Origin of the sequence: Pantoea sp. Ap-870 (assembly GCF_011752515.1) — a bacterium.
Taxonomy (GTDB): Bacteria; Pseudomonadota; Gammaproteobacteria; order Enterobacterales; family Enterobacteriaceae; genus Pantoea; species Pantoea dispersa.
In genome coordinates, this window is the sequence record NZ_VWXG01000003.1 from 388,524 (window position 1) to 406,142 (window position 17,619).

The following is a 17,619-nucleotide window of genomic DNA, read 5'->3' on the forward strand; positions in this document are numbered from 1 at the left end:
GGATGTGTTGCAGCCCTGTGACAGCCAATATAGATTGACGCAAAACCCCCGCAGAGGGCCGCAGACGCAGGTAACGCGTTCTTTTTACTTAATGTGAGGATCTGCCGTTGGAGTTGCTTTCAATAGTGCTCTTTTTGGCTGCGATCGCAGTCTATTCGTATAAAGCCGGGCGAAATAAATTCTGGTTTATCCTGATCTTGCTGCTGCTCACCCTGTTCATCGTGCTCAACGCTACGCTGTATGCCAGCAACTATTTTACCGGCGATGGCATCAACGATGCGGTGCTCTATACCCTGACCAACAGCCTGACCGGCGCGGGCGTGAGCAAATATGTGGTACCGGCGCTTGGCTTGATCATCGGCCTGTTTTTACTGTTTTGTTTTCTCTCCTGGGTGTTGCGCCGGCATAAACGTCCGCATCATCTCGGCTGGAGCCTGCTGGCGATCGCCTGTGCTGCCGGCTCGGTGCAAACCACGCCGGCGTTTCGCCAGGTGAAAGAGCTGATCGCCTCCCACGCGCGCCAGGCTGACTCGGATTTCGAAACTTATTACAAAACGCCGAACAAGCAGATTAACGCGCCGAAGCTCAACCTGGTGTATATCTACGGCGAAAGCCTTGAGCGCACCTACTTCGATCAACAGGCTTTTCCTGGACTGGCACCAGAGCTGAGCCGCGAAAAAGATCACAGCATTGACTTCAGCAATACCGAACAACTGCCCGGTACCGATTACACCATCGCCGGCATGGTGGCGTCACAGTGCGGTATTCCGCTGTTTGCGCCGTTCGACGGCAACGCCTCGGCTTCACTTTCCAGCTTCTATCCGCAAAATATCTGCCTCGGCGATATTCTCAAACACTCCGGCTATGAGAACTGGTTTATTCAGGGCGCAGACCTGCGCTTTGCCGGTAAAGACACTTTTTTGCTGTCACACGGTTTTGACGCCGCCAACATGTACGGCTCGCAGGAGCTGAAGAGCCGCGTCGCCGACCCCAGCTACCGTAACAACTGGGGCTTTTACGACGATACGGTGATGGATGAAGTGTTTGAAAAGTATGAGGAGCTGTCGCGTCAGCAGAAACGCTTTGCGCTGTTTACACTCACCGTGGACACCCATCATCCGGACGGCTTTATTTCGCGCAGCTGTCAGCGCAAAAGTTACAGCTATGACGGCAAACCCAACCAGTCGTTTAGCGCGGTGGCCTGTTCCCAGGAGCACGTGGCGCGCCTGATTGCCCGCATCAAAGCCTCGCCGTGGTTTAAAAACACCGTGATTGTGGTGAGTTCCGATCATCTGGCGATGAATAACACGGCGCATCAGTATCTGATCAAGCAGCCGCGCCGCGATCTGTTTATGGTGATCCGTGGCGATCAGCCGCAGGCCGAGGTGCTGGACGGCAAGCGCAGCACGCTGGATAACGGCGCCACGGTGCTGGATATTCTCGGCGGGGATAACGCGATTGGCCTTGGCCGCAGCGGGCTGTCTTCGGCCTCGCTCTCCAGCCAGTTCGATGACATGGCGAAGAAGGTCACGGCGTGGAAAGCCGATATCATTCAGCTGTGGAATTTCCCCAGCCAGATGAAAACGTTCACCATCGACCAGCCCAAAAACACCTTTAGCTTCTCGGGCGCGACGTTCAGGCTGCCGATCCTGTTCCGCGTATCCGATCATCAGGTAGAGCCGCTGCCGGAAGGCGAATACGCCGCGCCGCTGCGCTTCCAGCTGGCCGATTTTGCCGCCAGCGATAAGTTTGTCTGGGTCGATCGCTGCTTCAAAATGGGCCGGCTGTGGCAGCCGGCGCTGGCGCTGTCGACCGATCTCTGCCTGGCGATGGGCCAGACCGGCGGACAACCCACGGTAACGCGCATCGACCAGCCGGTGTGGCAGGGCAAAGCGCAGTTCCCGCAGGTGAAAGTCAGCGCGGCGACCTATCAGCTCAATGAACAGCAAATGCGCATCGAGGACAATGCCATTCGCTACCAGGCGGACAGCTTCCTGCTGACCGTGCCGGGCGCGCCGGCCAGCGTGAAGCGCTTTAGCGGTATTTCACGGCCGGAAAGCTGGGGGCGCTGGTCGAACGCCAACCTCGCGCCGGAGGTGAACATTGAATATGTCGATCCGCTGCCGGCGCGTTTTGACGTAGTGATCACCGCACGCGCCTATGGGGCTAACGCCCATCGACCGATTCCGGTGCGCGTCGGCGAGCAAGTGCAGCAGCTCAATCTGGGTGACGCGTTCTCCACGCAAACGCTGCATTTCACCAACCCCGGCGCCAGCCGCAACCTGATCATCACGCCGCCAGAACCACAGCTGTCTAATCTCGGCAACATTACCGGTCAGGATCCACGCAAACTCGGTATCGGCATGGCGGAGATAAAAATAATTCCGCAGCCCGAAAAGTGATAAAAATGCGTGCCAGACCAGGGCCTGCCAGCGTGCAGGCCTTTTTTATTGCCGCTTAGCGTTACTCATTGTACGAATTGATATTTTTCGAGACGTCGCGCAAAATCCACATCATCACATGGTGCAACTATCACTACCTGGATAACCTTGCAGGCAACAGGAAAGGCGACCAGGAGCAACAGGGATGATACCGACGATGATGAACACCCATAAGGCATTCAAAGCGCTGCAGCAGGCGGGCGTGGCCGATCACCAGGCCGAAGTGATGGTCGACATTTTTGCCGAAATGCAGCAGGAAAACAGCCTGACCAAAACGCACCTTTCGCAGGCCATGGAAGGCGTGATGCGGGCAAATCACGCCACCGCGCAGCGTGTCGATAAACTGGCACAGAGCCTCAGGCATTTTGAAAATGAGGTCCGCCATACGTTTAAGGCCATTGAGCTGCGGTTTGACAACGTCGATGAGCAATTCAGGAAAATTGATCAACGCTTTGAAAAGATGGATGCGCAATTCAGGAAAATCGATCAACGCTTTGAAAAGATGGATGAGCAATTCAGGACAATCGATCAGCGTTTTGAACAAATCGATGAGCGATTCAGGCAAATTGATAAACGCTTTGAAAAAGTGGATGAGCGCCTGCTGGATCTCGACCATCGCATGCAGCTCGGTTTCAATGAGCTCAAACGCGATAATCTCTGGCATCGGCGACTGATGATGGCGATGGCCAGCGCCTTTGTGTTGTCAGCCGCCAAATATATTTTTGCCGGTTAGCCGGGTAGCCAGCCCGACGCGCGCGTCAGGCCTGACGTAATGTCTCCAGCCTGGCGCGTTGTTGCCCGCGAGCGTCGAAATTGTCTGCCGCCAGCCAGCGCTCAAATCCCAGCTTCACCTGCGGCCATTCGCTGTCGATGATAGAGAACCAGGCGGTATCCCGGCTGCGATTTTTATACACCACCACCTGACGAAACGTGCCTTCATAACGGAAGCCCAGCCGCAGTGCGGCGTTGTACGACGGCTGGTTACAGCTGTCGCATTTCCACTCGTAGCGACGATAGCCGAGTTGTTCGAAGGCGTAACGCATCAGCAGATAATGGGCTTCGGTGGCCATGCGGGTTTGCTTCAGCAGCGGTGAGAACACCACAAAGCCGACCTCCATCACACCGTGCTGCGGTTCAATGCGCATCAGCGCCAGCGAGCCGACCGCCCGCCCGCTCTGCCGGTCAATAACCGCGAAGTGCAGGTAATCCGGACTCTGCTGGCACTGCTGCGCAAATGCCAGATAAGACGCTTCATCGTCAAAGCGCCCGACCGGCAGCCAGGTCCAGTCGCGGTCATCTTCCGCCAGCGCATAAGCCGCATACAGCTCGCGACCGTGACGTGCGGCATCCAGCGGCTCCAGCCGGCAATACTGGCCGGTGAAAATCTGCCCCTGCGGCAGCGGGCGCGGCTGCCACGCCTCCAGCGCCGGGCCGATGGGTTGTCCATAACGATTGGTCTGCGGTGACATACGGCGATTCCTTCTGTGTGAGAGTGACAGCGTGCAGCGTGCCACTTTGCTGGTTCAGGAAAAAGCGCCACAATGTGACAAATCGATAGATCCACGGAGGCGCCGATGCGTGCATTAAACCGGCAATCGCTGCTGCTGGCACCGCTAGAGGCCGACGGCAGCCTGACACTGCAACAGCAGCTGTATCAGCGGCTGCGCCAGGCGATACTGAATGGTCAGCTGGCGGCGGGCACGCGCCTGCCGGCGACCCGCCAGCTGGCGGCTGAACTGCAGGTGTCGCGCAATACGGTGATCGCCGTCTGGTCACGGCTGCAGGCGGAAGGATTTATCCTCAGCGACCGCCAGGGAAGCCGCGTCAGCCGGCTGGCGCACACGCCGCTGCCCGCGCAGGCGTCCGACGACAGCACCGACTGGCCGGTTTCCGCGCGCGCTGCCCGGTTGCATTCGCTGCATCGCCTCTCCAGCCAGGAGCTGGCGCTGCGCCCGAGCACGCCGGCGCTGGCGCATTTCCCGCTGGCGCAGTGGCGTCGCGCGCTCAATCAAACCGCGCAGCAGGCACAGCTGCTGGGCTACGGCGATCCGCTGGGTGAGCTGGCGCTACGTGAGGCGCTGGCGCAGCATCTGGCGCTGGCGCGCGGCGTGCGCTGTGCGCCGCAGCAGATTGTGATTACCGAAGGCGCGCAGCAGGCGCTGACGCTGTGCGTCGCGCTGCTCACCAATCGTGGTGACACCGGCTGGGTGGAGGAGCCGGGCTATCGCGGCGCCAAAGCGGCGATGCGCCTCGGCGATCTGCAGATCGAGCCGATTGCGGTGGATGCGCAGGGACTGGCACCGACAGCGCAGGACTGGCAGCAGCGCCCGCCGCGGCTGATTTACACCACGCCGACGCATCAGTATCCCACCGGCGCGATCATGAGCGCCGCGCGCCGGCTGGCGCTGCTGGCGGCGGCACAGCGGCATCAGGCGTGGATTATTGAAGATGATTACGACAGCGATTTTCGCTACAGCGGCGAGCCCATCGCCGCGATGCAGGGCATGGCGCAGCCGACGCCGGTGATTTACATCGGCTCCTTCAGCAAAACCCTGTTTCCGGCGCTGCGCATCGGCTACATGGTGCTGCCTGCCCCACTACTGCCGCGGCTGCGGCCGGCCTTGCATGAGCTGTTACGCGGCGGTAACCGGCCGGAACAGCAGGCGCTGGCGCTGTTTTTACGCAGCGGGGATTTCAATCGCCACCTGAGCAAAATGCGCCGCCTGTATCGTCAGCGGCAGGCCACGCTGCGGGCTGCGCTACAGGAGACATTTGGTGCCCAGGTGCCGCTGCTGGGCGGTGAGTGCGGTATGCATCTGGTGTTGCCGCTGGCGGATACGGTGGATGATGTGGCGCTGACGGCGCAGTTGTTTCGCCATGGCTATGCGCCTGGCGCGCTGTCCGGCTTTTATCTGGGCGAGCAAAAACAGCAGGGACTGGTGCTGGGATACGGTAATACCAGCACCAGTCAGATAATGGCAGGCGTGGCGCAGTTAGCGCGCCTGCTGCCGGGCATTAACCCTTGAAGAAAATGTCGCCGGATTTGCCCATCACGATCTTGCCGCTGTCGTCGGTGATCAGGATGTAGTTAGCGTTGATGTAAGCCCAGTGCGTGCCTTCCTGCGGTGCAGGCAGGTGGCGCGGCTGCCACTCAACGATGGTGTACTGCTTTTTACGGTACTCATCCGGCACGACGTCACCGACTTTATACTCTTTGTAATCGATGATGATGGTGTGCAGATCGTAATTATTGGCGGCGGATGGCGCTTCACCCGGACCGTTTTGTGACGGGCGAATCGGCGCGACATCGCCGCTGGATTCTGCCGGTTCACTGCTGGCGGGCGCATCGCTGGTGGCCGCTGGCGCTGAGGCGTCCGGTGCGGTTTGCTGCACCTGCGGCGGCATCGGTACGCTATCGGTTTGCTCACCTTCTGCCAGTGCTGCTGGCGTCAGGCTTAAAGCGCCCAGAAAAATTCCTGCTGAAAGAAGGGTGACGTGTGTCCTGCGCATTGGTGATTTCCACTCTGGTTAATTATTTAACTGTCCCATTTACTGACAAGCGCCACGTGCGGAAGGTTCCCGCGCCGCGCTTTGCGCGTCAAATTTCGCTCCACAGCATACCTCAGGCGCCGCGCTTTGCTGAGCAGCAAAATTGCAAGCAACCGTGTTCAGCACCCGGCGATCTTTACGCGCCAAATCACGCAGCAGCGCAATGCCGAGATAGTTGCTCCAGTTGAAGGCGTTTTGCAGCACCACGATGGCATTGCCGTGGGCGCGATCGTAGCCAATAAAGCTGGCATAACCGCCAATATACCCCACCTGATAAGTGATCTGCTGCTGACCATAAGTATCGGTTACCCAGGCGATATTCTGCGCCTGGTTGCCATGCTGCTCATAAGGATAATTGACCTGCGCCAGCGCCTGACCGAGCGCGCCCTGTGCATCGCTGTGCAGATGCGCATCGAGGTAGCGAATCAGATCGCGCGCATTGCTGTACAGGCTGGCGGCCGCCACCATATTGCCGCGAAAGGCCCAGTCCGGCGTCAGCTGACCACGCGCGATCAGTTTCGGCTGATCGCCGGCGTGGCCCAGCGCGCGCCACGGATAGCCGCGCAGGGGTTGCGGATGGAAGCTGCTGCTGGTCATGCCGAGCGGACCAAACAGCTGATGCTGCGCCAGCGTTTCAATGTCCTGATGCAGGCGATGCTGCAGAATATAGCCCAGCAGCGCATAGCCGAGATTGGAGTACTGCGCCGCCGGGTGCGCGGGGGCGCTGAAATCGGCCAGATAACTCAGCACGGCATCGCTATCCAGATTGCCGTAAAAATTTTCGCCGCTGCGCAGGTAAGCCATAAATTTCAGGAACATCGGCAGATCCATATCCTGACGCGGCAGCCCTGAGGTGTGCGTGACCAGCTGCAGCAGCGTGATGCGTTTTGCATCCTCACTCAGCGGCACGCCGCGCGGCAGCAGCGTGGCCAGCGTGTCGCTCCAGTGCAGCTCGCCGCGATCCACCAGCCCGATAATGACCTCTGCGGTAACGCCCTTGCTCAGCGAGCCCAGCGCAAACAGCGTATCCGGCGTGATGGGATAACGCTGGCGCGCATCGGTGATGCCATAGCTGTAAAACTGCGGCGCGCCGCGCTGGTGAATAATGGCGATGCTGATGCCCGCTACCTGCTTTTGCTGCATGTAGTGGCGCACAATGTCATCGACGTTTTCATGGAAGGAGGCGTGGGAAAGATAGACGCGATCGCCCACCGGCGCGGACGTTTGCGACAGCGTCCCGCAGCCGCTGAGCAGCAGACACAGGGCTGGCAGCCGCAGGTGCAACCAGGCGCGAGAAAGCGTCAGCCGCTGAAGCCTGACGAAGCGGGAAATAGCCATCAATTGATAAGTTATTTTTTATGTTATGCAGCAGGTGCCACTGGTGTTGGTGGCGAAATATACCACAGAACAGCGGGTGCGCCACCTGTCAGCCGCAGGTGGCGCCGGGCATTATTGATTAACCGGGATAACCGATCCCTGGTAGTGCTGGTTGATAAATTCAGCAGTTTGCTTTGATTCGAGATCTTTCGCTAACGCGAGAATGCGCGGGTCGCTGGCCAGCTTTGGCGTGGTGACCAGCACGTTGGCATACGGATTATCCTTTGCCTGTTCCAGCGCCAGCGCGTCTTTTGACGGCACCAGCCCGGCCTGCAGGGCATAATTACCGTTAATAATCGCCAGCTGCGCATCATCCAGCGCGCGCGGCAGCTGCGGCGCTTCAACTTCAATGATCTTCAGATGGTGCGGGTTGTCACTGATGTCCGCCGTGGTCACCAGCGTACTGGCGCTGCGGCTTTTCAGCGTAATCAGGCCGTTGGCCTGCAGCAGATAGAGCGCGCGGCTCAGGTTAGTGACGTTGTTGGGCACCGCCACCTGCGCGCCATCCGGCAGATCTTTCAGAGATTTCACTTTGTGCGAATAAATCCCGAGTGGCTCAATATGCACGGTCGCCACCACGGCAAATTTTTCGCCCAGCGCTTTTTCCTGATCGCGCAGATAAGGCACATGCTGGAAATAGTTGGCATCGACGTCGCCACGCGCCAGCAGCTCGTTAGCGTTTAAATTGCCGTTAAGCTCGATCACCTTCAGGTCGAGCTGTTTGTCGGTTTGTTTGATGTAGTTGAGAATCTCACTGTGCGGCACCGGATCGGCGGCCACGCGCAGTGCCGCGGCGGACGCCACGCTGCTGAACAGGGCCATCAGGGCCAGTGACGCTATCATCGTTTTCTGCATGGCCTTTCCTTACGTTTCTTATGATTTCACTGTGCTTAATGCATCAGCGTAATAGCGCTGCGCCACATCGCGATGGGAACGCAGACGCCCTTTGAGGTAGTTCCAGCCCACTTCGCGCAGCAGCGGATTGTCAGGATCGCTGGTCGGGCCGTGGGCTTCTGCCGCCAGCTGCGGCGGCAACTGATACAGCGGTACTTCGGCGTCCAGCTGCGCACCGAGGAAAAAAGCGATCGACACGCGTTCACGATTAGCCGGCGGCGACACCACGCGGTGCACGGTGGCGCGCAGATACCCATTGCTGGCAATCTCCAGCAGTTCACCGATGTTGACCACAAACGCGCCCGGCTTCGGCAGCGCATCCACCCAGTGACCGGGGGACACTTCCACCTGCAAACCGGGCTGATCGTCCTGCAGCAAAAAGGTGAGGAAGCCGGAGTCTTTGTGCGCGCCTACGCCCTGCTGGCTGGCTTCTGCTGCCTGACCGGGATAACGAATCAGCTTGATGTGCTCATTGGGCTGGGTGCCATACAGCGCGTCGAACGCATCCGGCGGCAGCGCCAGCGCTTTAGCAAAGGCCCGCAGCAGGCGCAGCGCGATGGCGGTCATCGCCTGCTGCCAGGCGTGCATCACCGGACGCAATTGCGGTAACGCTTCCGGCCATAAGTTAGGCCCCTGCAGCCGTTTCCACGCCGGATCGCCCGGCTGCAGCGTCAGCGCCGCGCGTTCGGCACCGATATCAAACTGTTCACGCTGATCGCGCTGGTCGCGGGTGTATTCCACGCCGGCGTGGTTGTAGCCGCGAAAATGCGGCGAGTGGATCATTGCCACGCGCTGCTTCTCCGCCTGCGGCAGGGCAAAAAACGCCCGCGTGATACTCTGCACGTTGTGCAGCAGTTGCGGGTTGATGCCATGATTGACCAGATAGAAGAAACCGACGTCACGCGCGGTCTCGCGCAGCTGCGCCAGGTAAGCTGCCTGCTCTGCGTCCGGTAATTCCAGCAGGGCCAGATCCAGTACTGGCAGGGTATCCGCCATGATGTTGTCTCCTCGCTATCGGTAAATCCTGCGTTTACGCTGACATTCGCCGCCGTTTCCCGCCAATACTGTTGCGCGATAAGTTATGGCGATTCCTTTTTAGGCACACTTCGGCTATCGATATGCAAAAAGCGGTAAATCAGGCGCGCTGCCGCTATAATCGCGCCCAGCAATTTTTGCCCACCAATGCACACCGCAGGAGACGCCGGATGAATCAGGGTCCGTTAACCGAAAAAGAGCTGAACTGGCTTGATGACATGCTGGAAAAATATGGCAACGAACACTCCGTGGTGGACACCGCCGAACTGGACGGCATGCTGACCGCCCTGCTCTCCGGCCCAAACGATATCGAACCGAGCGAATGGCTGGTGGCGATCTGGGGCGGTGAGAAGAAGATTCCTCAGTGGGCGAACGCGCGCGAAATGGACCGCTTCATGGCGCTGACCTTCCAGCACTTTAACGACATCGCCGAGCGGCTGGCGGAGTACCCGGAGCAGTTCGATCCGCTGTTCGGCGAGCAGGAGATGGAAGGCCAGCTGTTTACCGTGGTGGAAGACTGGTGCTACGGCTACATGCGCGGCGTGGCGCTGGATGCGGACTGGGCGCAGCTGCCGGCGGCACAGCAACCGGCGCTGCAGGCGATTGCGCTGCACGGCAGTGAAGCGCAGCTGGCGCAGCGTGAAGCCTTCACCCCGGACGCGTTTGAGGCCAGCATTGAGGCGATTCGCCCGGCGGCGCTGGAACTGCACGAGTACTGGCAGGAACAGCGCATGGCGCAGCCCGATCCGGCTCCGCAGCTGCCGCATTTTGCCGGTGAAAAAACCGGCCGCAACGATCCCTGCCCGTGCGGCAGCGGCAAAAAGTTTAAGCAGTGCTGCCTGAATAAAACCTGAGACGCTCACCTCAACGCAGGCCAGCGCTAAAACTGGCCTGCGCACCGCGTTATTTCCCGGACGCGAGAAACGCCATCACCGCCGCATTCAGTGGCGCGGGGCACTCTTCAGGTAACCAGTGACCGCAGCCAGGTAACACTTTGCCGGTGACCTGCGAGGCGTAGCGGCTGACCACCTGCTGCTCATAAGCACCCAGTCCGCCGTGACCGCCACCGCCAATCGCCAGCATCGGCACGGCAATTTTCTCGCGGGAGAGCACTTTATTGTCCGCCACTCCCTGATTCAGCACCCGGTAATATTCAAAGGCGGCATTCAGGCTGTGCGGTTTTGCATAGGATTTGCTGTAGAGATCCAGCAGCGCCGGCGTGAACACCGCTTTGTTGGCGGCATGTTCTTTGATGAAATGCTCAAAGAACAGGCGCTCTTTACCGGCGATCAGCTGCTCAGCGAGCTGTCCCTGCGCCGCAAAGAAGCTGAAGTGCCACACCAGGGATTCGCCTTCAGGCGTAAAGGCCGGGAACTGATAGATGCTTTCATCCGGGATCGGCGCTTCCATAAAGATGGCGCGGCGGATGCTGTCCTGATGTTTCACCAGCAGCGGATAGGTATTCCAGATGCCAATGTCGTGCGCCACCAGGTCGAATTTTTTGCCGCCGGCGAACTGTTGTGCCAGCTGATAAAGCAGCGGCGCGACATCGGTGGCGCGATACGAATGCGGCACGTCAGACTGCCCCAGCCCCGGCAGATCCACCGCCACGACGGTGTGGTTTTTTGCCAGTTCCGGCATCAGCTGGTGCCACTCGTACCACGTCTGTCCGAAACCGTGTACCAGATACACCAGCGGTCCGCTGCCGCCCTTCACATAATGCAGGCGCACGCCATCCACAGTTTGATAGCTGCTGGTAAAACCGGCGGGCAGCGGGAATTCATCCGCGGCAGTGCTGGCGGCGGAAAACAGCGCGGCCGAGGCAAGCAGCAGGGTTAACAGTAATTTTTTGAACACGTGATTGATCTCCATTTTGTCATAATGCCATTTAAAACAGTGGGTTAAATTTTTTAAGTCAGCCCGGCAGGTCAGTGACCTTGTACGCGCTGGTGCCGCGCCCCGGCCTGGAAACCGTGCTGACGCGCCTGCAGTGCGATGAGGAAGCCAACCGCCAGCAGCAACAGCAGCGCCAGCGGGAAAGACGCCACGCCCCAATGGGTAAGCAACACGCCACCGGCCAGACCGCCGCCGGCAATCGCGCTGTTCCACACCACCACATTCATCGACAGCGCCACATCCGCGCCCTCGCCCGCCGCATCCGCCAGCGCCGTTTGCAGCAGCGTGGCCGCCCCGCCAAACGTCAGCCCCCACAGCGCCACGCCGACATAAACCAGCAGCGGCAAGCGCGCCAGCCAGATGAACAGCAGCGAGACCAGCGCAAACAGCGCCAGACTGCCGAGCACGGCGACGCGCAGGTGGTGATCGACGAGGCGACCGGCCAGGCCGATAGCCGCCAGCGCCGCGATGCCAAACACCAGCAGCACGCTGTCCACCTGCCCGGCGAGACCCGCCTGGGTAACGAACGGCGCAATGTAGGTGTAGAGAATGTTGTGCGCCGTCATCCACGCCAGCACCACGCCCAGCACCGGGCGCACGCCTGGCGTCATGAACACCGTGCGCAGCGGCAGACGCTGATCGCTGCTTTGTCCCGGATAGTCAGGCACCCGCAGCAGCACCCAGCCGATCAGCAGCAGCGTCAGCGCCGACATGATGCCGAACGCCGTGCGCCAGCCCACCGCCGTACCCAGCCAGGTGCCGACGGGAACGCCCAGCGCCAGCGCAATCGGCGTACCGACCATCGCCACGGCGAGCGCTTTGCCCTGCTGATGGACCGGCACCATGCGCCGCGCATAGCCGGCCAGCAGGCTCCAGGCGAGTCCCGCCGCTGCGCCGGCGAAAAAGCGCGCCACCAGCGTCAGTGCGAAGTGGGTCGAAAACGTGGTGATGGAGTTGAAAATCAGAAAACCGACGATAGCCAGCAACAGCACGTTACGGCGGCGCCAGCCCTGGGTAGCGATGGTCAGCGGAATCGCCGCCAGCAGCGAGCCAAGTGCATAAACGGTTACGGTCTGCCCGGCCAGCGCGGTGGAAATGCCGAGGCCCGCCGCCATTTGCGGCAGCAGTCCGGCCGGTAAGGTTTCGGTGATGATGCAGATAAAACCGGTCATGGCCAGCGCCAGCAGCGCGCCCAGCGGTAGCGGCCGGGTTTTATCCGCGGCGGTATTCAAAGTCGTCACAATCAGCGTTCCCGATGTCATCAGCGTGCAGGTAAGGCGCGCGCCGCTCGTTGAAATTATATGTACCGATCAGTATATAAATTGGCGAAGTGCGATAACCTGTTACGGCTTAAGAACACACTACCGCGGATACGCTATCCGCCGCCCGCAGGCACAAATATATACTGATCGATACATTAGTTGACGTGCGAGACCATTGTCAACGACTTATGTATCGATTAGTATTTAAGCATTGAGATTAATGGAGCACTGAGATGGCCACTATGGGACGGCCGCGTACGTTCGATCGTGATGCGGCCATTGAACAGGCGATGAAGATTTTCTGGCAGCACGGCTATGAGTCGACATCGTTAACGCAGCTGAAGGCGGGAATTGCCGGCGGTATTTCTGCACCGAGCTTTTACGCGGCTTTTGGCTCAAAGCAGGCACTGTTTCAGGAGTGTGTACAGCGCTATCTGTCGACTTACGCGCAGGTGGTGGAGCCGCTGTGGGATAACAGCCTGCCGCCCCGTACCGCAATGGAGACCGCGCTGCGGCGCTCGGCCAGCATGCAGTGTGAGTCCGGCCATCCGCTGGGTTGTATGGTCGGCCTGGGCGTGATGAGTGCGCCTTCCGCCGAACACGCGGATGTCACCCAGCCGCTGGCGCGCTCACGCGCCCGCACGCTGGCAGGTATGACGGCCTGCGTGCAGCGCGGCATCGACAGCGGCGAACTGCGCGCCGACACCGATGCCGCCGCCCTCGCCATCGCCCTCGACGCTTTTCTGCTGGGCGTGTCGGTGCTGGTGCGCGACGGCGTCAACGGTGCGCAGATCGATAACGCCATCGCCCATGTCATGGCCGTCTGGGACGCGGCAAAATCCGTGACGGATTAAGTGCCCCAGCCGCCTGGCGACGCACGCTGAACATTACCCCGCCGGTTTGACTTCGGTGACCAGCGTTGGCAGCTGCCATGCGCCGCCGGCGCGGATGGCACGGCACATGCCGGTGGTGGCCTCGCTGCTCTGCACGAACTGGCGGCCATCCCACACCCATGCAGCGGTGCTCCAGCAGTCACCAATGCCGCGCCCTTTCTGCGCTTCGCTGATCACGCCGTCGTGATAATCAGATCCGGAATCGGTGATCAGCTGCGGCGTGCCCTGCAGCGCGTTATCCAGCAGCCAGAAACCATAGCCTTCGTTGTAAGCCCCGCGCCAGCACAGCGCGGCGATCAGCACGTGCTGCGCATCTACCGGCGTCAGCGTAGGCGGTTCTGCGCCCTCTTCTGGCTGATCGTCGGACGGCGCGAGATTGTCACAGCTGTCGTCGTCAGTCAGCGAGGCAATCAGCTTTGGCTTGACCTGTGCCAGTTCATCTGGCGTCAGCGGGCGCGGCGCGGCTTTCAGCACATGGACCTGCTGAATCACCGGCATCGCCACTGCCGCCGGCACGCTGGCTTCCGGCTGGTTGCCCTTGCGCACCAGCGCGCCCGGCGTGTTCAGCCGTCCCTGCGCCTCATCCATTTTTAACAGCGTGGCAAAGGCCCCGTTGCCGGAGAGCTCAAACGGCTCGGCCGCACCGCGAAACTCCACTCTGGCGCTGCCTTTGATGGCGGCGATCAGCGCCTGGGTCTGCGCGTCGCTTAGCGTCCACTCATCGTTCTCCGCTTTGCTGACTTCGCCCAGCGCGCGATCGTCAATCCACAGCGCCAGCGCATTCACCTGCTGCGCATCATCGTCGCCGGTATCGGCCAGCACCACGCGCCCGTGCGTCAGGCTGTCTGGCCCGCCGGCGCGCGTCAGCAGCACCGATCCGCCCGCGCCCTCTTCGGCGCTGTAGCCGGCGGCGCGGCAGGTCAGCGTATTATCACAAGCCAGTTCCCAGTCTTTATGGCTAAACGAGACGCCTTCGTCGGCCCACAACGGCGTGCTCAGGCTGGCGAACAGCGTCAGCGCCAGCAGCAATCGGCTTTTCATGCCATCTCTCCCTAATGGTAAAGGTGGCTAGTGTGATGATTTTTGCGGTGCGGGAGAAGTGAATTTTTTGCAGCTGGTCTTATTCCATCGCTGCCTGTGGTTGTGGCTGACGCGCCATCAGGCTCAGCGCCACCAGCATCGCCAGCGCCACGGCAATCGCGCCGGCGAGATACACCGAAGCCACGCCGCGGTGGACGGCCAGCGCGCCCGCCAGCGGACTGGTGACTGCCAGCGCGATATCGAGAAACGCCACGTAAGCCCCCATCGCCAGGCTGCGGGTGTGCGGCGGCGCACGGCGTACCGCTTCCACGCCGAACGCCGGAAAGGCCAGCGAATAGCCAAAACCGGTCAGCGCCGCGCCGAGATAAACCAGCGTCGCGTCATCAGCGCGCCAAATCAGCAGCTGACCGCAGGCTTCAATCAGCACGCATACCAGCGCGACGCGCGCGCCGCCCAGCTTATCCGGCAGATGGGCAAAGAACAGGCGCGCCGCGATAAACGCCACGCCAAACGCGGTGAACGCCAGCGACGCGTTGCCCCAGGCCCTGGCCGCAAACAGCAGCGCGATAAACGCGGTGATCATGCCAAAGCCGACGCTGGCGAGCGCCAGACCCAGTCCCGGCCGCCACACCGCGCCCATGACTTTGTAGAACGGCGTGCGTTTGGTCGAGGTCGGCGCGACGGCGCGCACCTGGGTGATAAACAGCAGCGGCAGTAGCGGTACCACGATGATCGCCATGGCGATGCCGGTGAAGTGCCAGCCGTGATAAATCGCCACGCCCAGCGGCGCACCCAGCGCCCAGGCGCCGTAAATCGCGATACCGATCCACGCCATCACTTTACCGGCATTGGCCGGCCCCACCAGCCCAAGCCCCCAGCCGAGCGCGCCGGTGGCCAGCAGGCTCTCGCCCAGCGCCAGCACTACACGCCCCAGCAGCAGGATGGCCACCGAACTGGCAGGCCGATCAACGAACAGCAGCGAAATCAGGTAGATCACGCCGGAACTCGCCACCACTAACAGCCCGGTCAGCACCGCGCGTTTTGCGCCGCGCATATCGGCGAAGTTGCCCGCCCACGAACGCGTCAGCAACGACGCGACAAACTGCGCGCCGATGACCGTGCCGATCGCCAGCGTATCCATACCGAGATTCTGCTGCAGATGCAGCGGCAGCACCGGCAGCTGCATCCCCATGGTGAGAAAAGCGATAAACACCGCCAGCGTCACCGGCAGCAAGGTGATAAATACATTATTTTTCATCGATATAATCCAGAAAAACTGCCGCGCGCAGCGGCAGCGTGATATCAGAGATGGGTGTAATAGGCAGGCGTGTCGAGCTCGCTCAGCAGGTCCGGGCGAGTTGCAGACCAGTCCAGCAGCGTGCGCGTGCGCTGGCTGGAGACCGCCATGTTGCCCGCCGCCATGTTGGCGAACCAGCCAAAATGAGCCCGGTCGCGCTCGCCACTGGGTAATCCGAGCTGGCGTCCTATCGTCTCCGCGATTGCGCGGAACGGCACCGCCTCATCGGCCACCGCGTGATAAACGCGTTCGGTGACGCCCTGCTCCAGTGCCAGCCGATAGACGCGCGCCGCATCGCGACGGTGCACGCCGGACCAGCAGTTCTCACCGCTGCCGCACCAGGCGGAAATCCCGCTCTCACGCGCCAGCCGCACCAGAATCGGCACAAAACCGTGGTCGCCGAGGCCATGCACTGACGGCGCTAGCCGCACTGTCGCCACATGCACGCCGCGCTGCGACAGCGCCTGCGCCGCCGCTTCCGACTGACGCGGTGACACCGGCTGCGGCTGATCCAGCTCCGTCGCCCCGCGCGCCATACCGGACAGGCCGGACGTCACCAGCAGCATGCGATCCGATCCGGCAATCGCCTCGCCGAGCAGTTCGATCACCTGGCGGTCCTGCTCGCAGTTCTGCACGAAGCGCGAGAAATCGTGGTTAAACGCGGTATGAATGATGGCGTCCGCAGAACGCGCGGCGTCACGCAGCACGTCGGCATCTTCCAGCGAACCGCGAATAACCTGTGCGCCAGTGACGGCCAGCGCCACGGCTTTTTCCGCCGAACGCGCCAGCCCTGTCACCTGATGGCCCGCCGCGATCAACTCTTCCACCACCGCTGAACCTACCCAGCCGGTGGCCCCGGTGACAAATATCTGCATGATCTTCTCCCCTGCACGTTAAAACGCGAGTGTTTCGTCGTGTTGATATGATGCGTGCTGTGGAGCGATGGCGCTAATCGCATCAGCAATGCAGGATCAAGCCTTGACGGACAAGGCCTGAGGGCATGAAGACCGCGACTTATTCGGCGAGAGTTCAGGTTTACAGCGCCGCCACAATCTGCTGGCGCAGCCATTGCTGGGCGGGATCGCGATGCAGGCGCTCGTGCCACAGCATCAGGATGTCAAACCCTTCAATCTGTAGCGGCGGTGCAAGCACGGTGAGCTGCGGCGCGTTTCGCACCAGGCGCTCCGGCAGCACGGCGACCAAATCACTGTTGGCCAGCGTATCGAGCATAAACAGGAAATGCGGCACCGAGAGCGCGACGCGGCGCGTGCGGCCGATCCTGGCCAGCGCGCGATCGGTGGCGGCGCTGAAGCCGCCGCCATCTGGCGAAACCATCACAAACTCTAGCTGGCAAAAGCGATCCAGCGTCAGGGGCTGCTGCAGCTGCGGATGATCGTGCCGGCCGGCCAGCACGTAGCGCTCGCTGAACAAGCGGCGCTGATGCAGCGTCGGCGGCGCGTTGTCGCCGGTGTGAAACACCACATCCAGCTCGCCCTTCTCCAGCTGCTGCGCCACCTGCGGCGGATTGAGTGCAAACACCGCCATGCGGCTGCGTGGTGCCGCTTCACGAATGAGTTTCAGCGCCGGCAGGATCAGCGCCGATGACATGTAATCGGTGGCGGCAATGCGCCAGGTGAGCTCCGCGCGCGCCGGATCGAACGCTGCCGGCGGTGCCACCGCGCGCTCCAGCGCTTCCAGTGCCAGACGCAGCGGTTCGCGCAGGGCCCCGGCGCGGGCGGTGGGCAACATGCCGCGCGGACCGGGCAACAGCAGCGGATCGTCAAACAGCATCCGCAGGCGCGCCAGCTGAGCGCTTACCGACGGCTGCGACAGATTGAGGCGCTGCGCCGCGCGCGTTACGTTCTGCTCCACCAGCAGCACGTCTAAGGTTTGCAACAGATTCAAATCCAGCGAGTGCATATTCATGCCATCTA

Annotated in this window: 16 protein-coding genes; 5 read left to right on the forward strand and 11 right to left on the reverse strand. The window is 61.1% G+C overall.

Features of this window, described 5'->3' with window-relative positions; genetic code table 11:
* The first annotated feature begins 101 nt into the window (after window positions 1-101).
* Both opgB and F3J41_RS10930 read left to right on the forward strand, forming a co-directional pair.
* A complete protein-coding gene (gene opgB, locus F3J41_RS10925; RefSeq protein ID WP_127834570.1) occupies window positions 102-2,402 on the forward strand; it encodes a phosphatidylglycerol--membrane-oligosaccharide glycerophosphotransferase in 2,301 nt (766 codons plus the stop codon).
* A gap of 241 nt (window positions 2,403-2,643) precedes the next feature.
* Entirely contained in the window at window positions 2,644-3,174 is a 531-nt protein-coding gene (locus F3J41_RS10930; protein WP_166711106.1) for a hypothetical protein, read from the forward strand.
* A 25-nt stretch (window positions 3,175-3,199) separates the two neighbouring features.
* On the opposite strand, the gene F3J41_RS10935 is transcribed toward F3J41_RS10930, so the two are convergent.
* Window positions 3,200-3,910, reverse strand: a complete 711-nt coding sequence (locus F3J41_RS10935; protein ID WP_166711109.1) for a GNAT family N-acetyltransferase — start codon at window positions 3,908-3,910, stop codon at window positions 3,200-3,202.
* 105 nt (window positions 3,911-4,015) lie between these two features.
* Here F3J41_RS10935 and F3J41_RS10940 point away from each other — a divergent pair, with 105 nt between their 5' ends.
* On the forward strand, window positions 4,016-5,467 hold the full coding sequence (locus tag F3J41_RS10940) for a PLP-dependent aminotransferase family protein (RefSeq protein ID WP_166711111.1): 1,452 nt from the start codon (window positions 4,016-4,018) through the stop codon (window positions 5,465-5,467).
* Here the strand turns inward: F3J41_RS10940 and F3J41_RS10945 are convergent.
* From F3J41_RS10945 to F3J41_RS10960, 4 genes are all read right to left on the reverse strand, one after another.
* Complete coding sequence (locus tag F3J41_RS10945; RefSeq protein WP_031279558.1) at window positions 5,457-5,951, reverse strand: RcnB family protein; 495 nt, start codon at window positions 5,949-5,951, stop codon at window positions 5,457-5,459. The two genes, F3J41_RS10940 and F3J41_RS10945, sit on opposite strands and share 11 nt — an antisense overlap.
* A gap of 39 nt (window positions 5,952-5,990) precedes the next feature.
* Window positions 5,991-7,328, reverse strand: a complete 1,338-nt coding sequence (locus tag F3J41_RS10950; RefSeq protein WP_247656277.1) for a serine hydrolase — start codon at window positions 7,326-7,328, stop codon at window positions 5,991-5,993.
* A 111-nt stretch (window positions 7,329-7,439) separates the two neighbouring features.
* Window positions 7,440-8,222: a MetQ/NlpA family ABC transporter substrate-binding protein gene (locus F3J41_RS10955; RefSeq protein WP_166711113.1), complete on the reverse strand. Its 783-nt coding sequence runs from the start codon at window positions 8,220-8,222 to the stop codon at window positions 7,440-7,442.
* An 18-nt stretch (window positions 8,223-8,240) separates the two neighbouring features.
* The gene (locus F3J41_RS10960; RefSeq protein WP_058780927.1) at window positions 8,241-9,260 is read right to left on the reverse strand and encodes an isopenicillin N synthase family oxygenase; all 1,020 of its coding nucleotides are present in this window, start codon (window positions 9,258-9,260) and stop codon (window positions 8,241-8,243) included.
* A 206-nt stretch (window positions 9,261-9,466) separates the two neighbouring features.
* Here F3J41_RS10960 and F3J41_RS10965 point away from each other — a divergent pair, with 206 nt between their 5' ends.
* Entirely contained in the window at window positions 9,467-10,150 is a 684-nt protein-coding gene (locus F3J41_RS10965) for a YecA family protein (RefSeq protein ID WP_166711115.1), read from the forward strand.
* A 49-nt stretch (window positions 10,151-10,199) separates the two neighbouring features.
* Here the strand turns inward: F3J41_RS10965 and F3J41_RS10970 are convergent, their stop codons facing one another.
* Window positions 10,200-11,153, reverse strand: coding sequence for an alpha/beta fold hydrolase (locus F3J41_RS10970; protein WP_166711117.1), 954 nt, complete (start codon window positions 11,151-11,153; stop codon window positions 10,200-10,202).
* A 71-nt stretch (window positions 11,154-11,224) separates the two neighbouring features.
* On the reverse strand, window positions 11,225-12,364 hold the full coding sequence (locus F3J41_RS10975; protein ID WP_233210728.1) for an MFS transporter: 1,140 nt from the start codon (window positions 12,362-12,364) through the stop codon (window positions 11,225-11,227).
* 323 nt (window positions 12,365-12,687) lie between these two features.
* Here F3J41_RS10975 and F3J41_RS10980 point away from each other — a divergent pair, with 323 nt between their 5' ends.
* Complete coding sequence (locus F3J41_RS10980; RefSeq protein WP_058757190.1) at window positions 12,688-13,308, forward strand: TetR/AcrR family transcriptional regulator; 621 nt, start codon at window positions 12,688-12,690, stop codon at window positions 13,306-13,308.
* 33 nt (window positions 13,309-13,341) lie between these two features.
* On the opposite strand, the gene F3J41_RS10985 is transcribed toward F3J41_RS10980, so the two are convergent.
* The 4 genes from F3J41_RS10985 to F3J41_RS11000 all read right to left on the reverse strand — a co-directional run bounded on the left by F3J41_RS10985 (window position 13,342) and on the right by F3J41_RS11000 (window position 17,611).
* Window positions 13,342-14,388, reverse strand: a complete 1,047-nt coding sequence (locus F3J41_RS10985) for a DUF1176 domain-containing protein (protein WP_058776427.1) — start codon at window positions 14,386-14,388, stop codon at window positions 13,342-13,344.
* A 79-nt stretch (window positions 14,389-14,467) separates the two neighbouring features.
* Window positions 14,468-15,646 (reverse strand): arabinose transporter, encoded by a 1,179-nt coding sequence (locus tag F3J41_RS10990; protein ID WP_166711119.1) that lies wholly within the window; start codon window positions 15,644-15,646, stop codon window positions 14,468-14,470.
* A 44-nt stretch (window positions 15,647-15,690) separates the two neighbouring features.
* Window positions 15,691-16,560: an SDR family oxidoreductase gene (locus tag F3J41_RS10995; RefSeq protein WP_021506745.1), complete on the reverse strand. Its 870-nt coding sequence runs from the start codon at window positions 16,558-16,560 to the stop codon at window positions 15,691-15,693.
* A gap of 160 nt (window positions 16,561-16,720) precedes the next feature.
* Window positions 16,721-17,611: a LysR family transcriptional regulator gene (locus tag F3J41_RS11000; RefSeq protein WP_166711121.1), complete on the reverse strand. Its 891-nt coding sequence runs from the start codon at window positions 17,609-17,611 to the stop codon at window positions 16,721-16,723.
* Window positions 17,612-17,619: the final 8 nt, after the last annotated feature.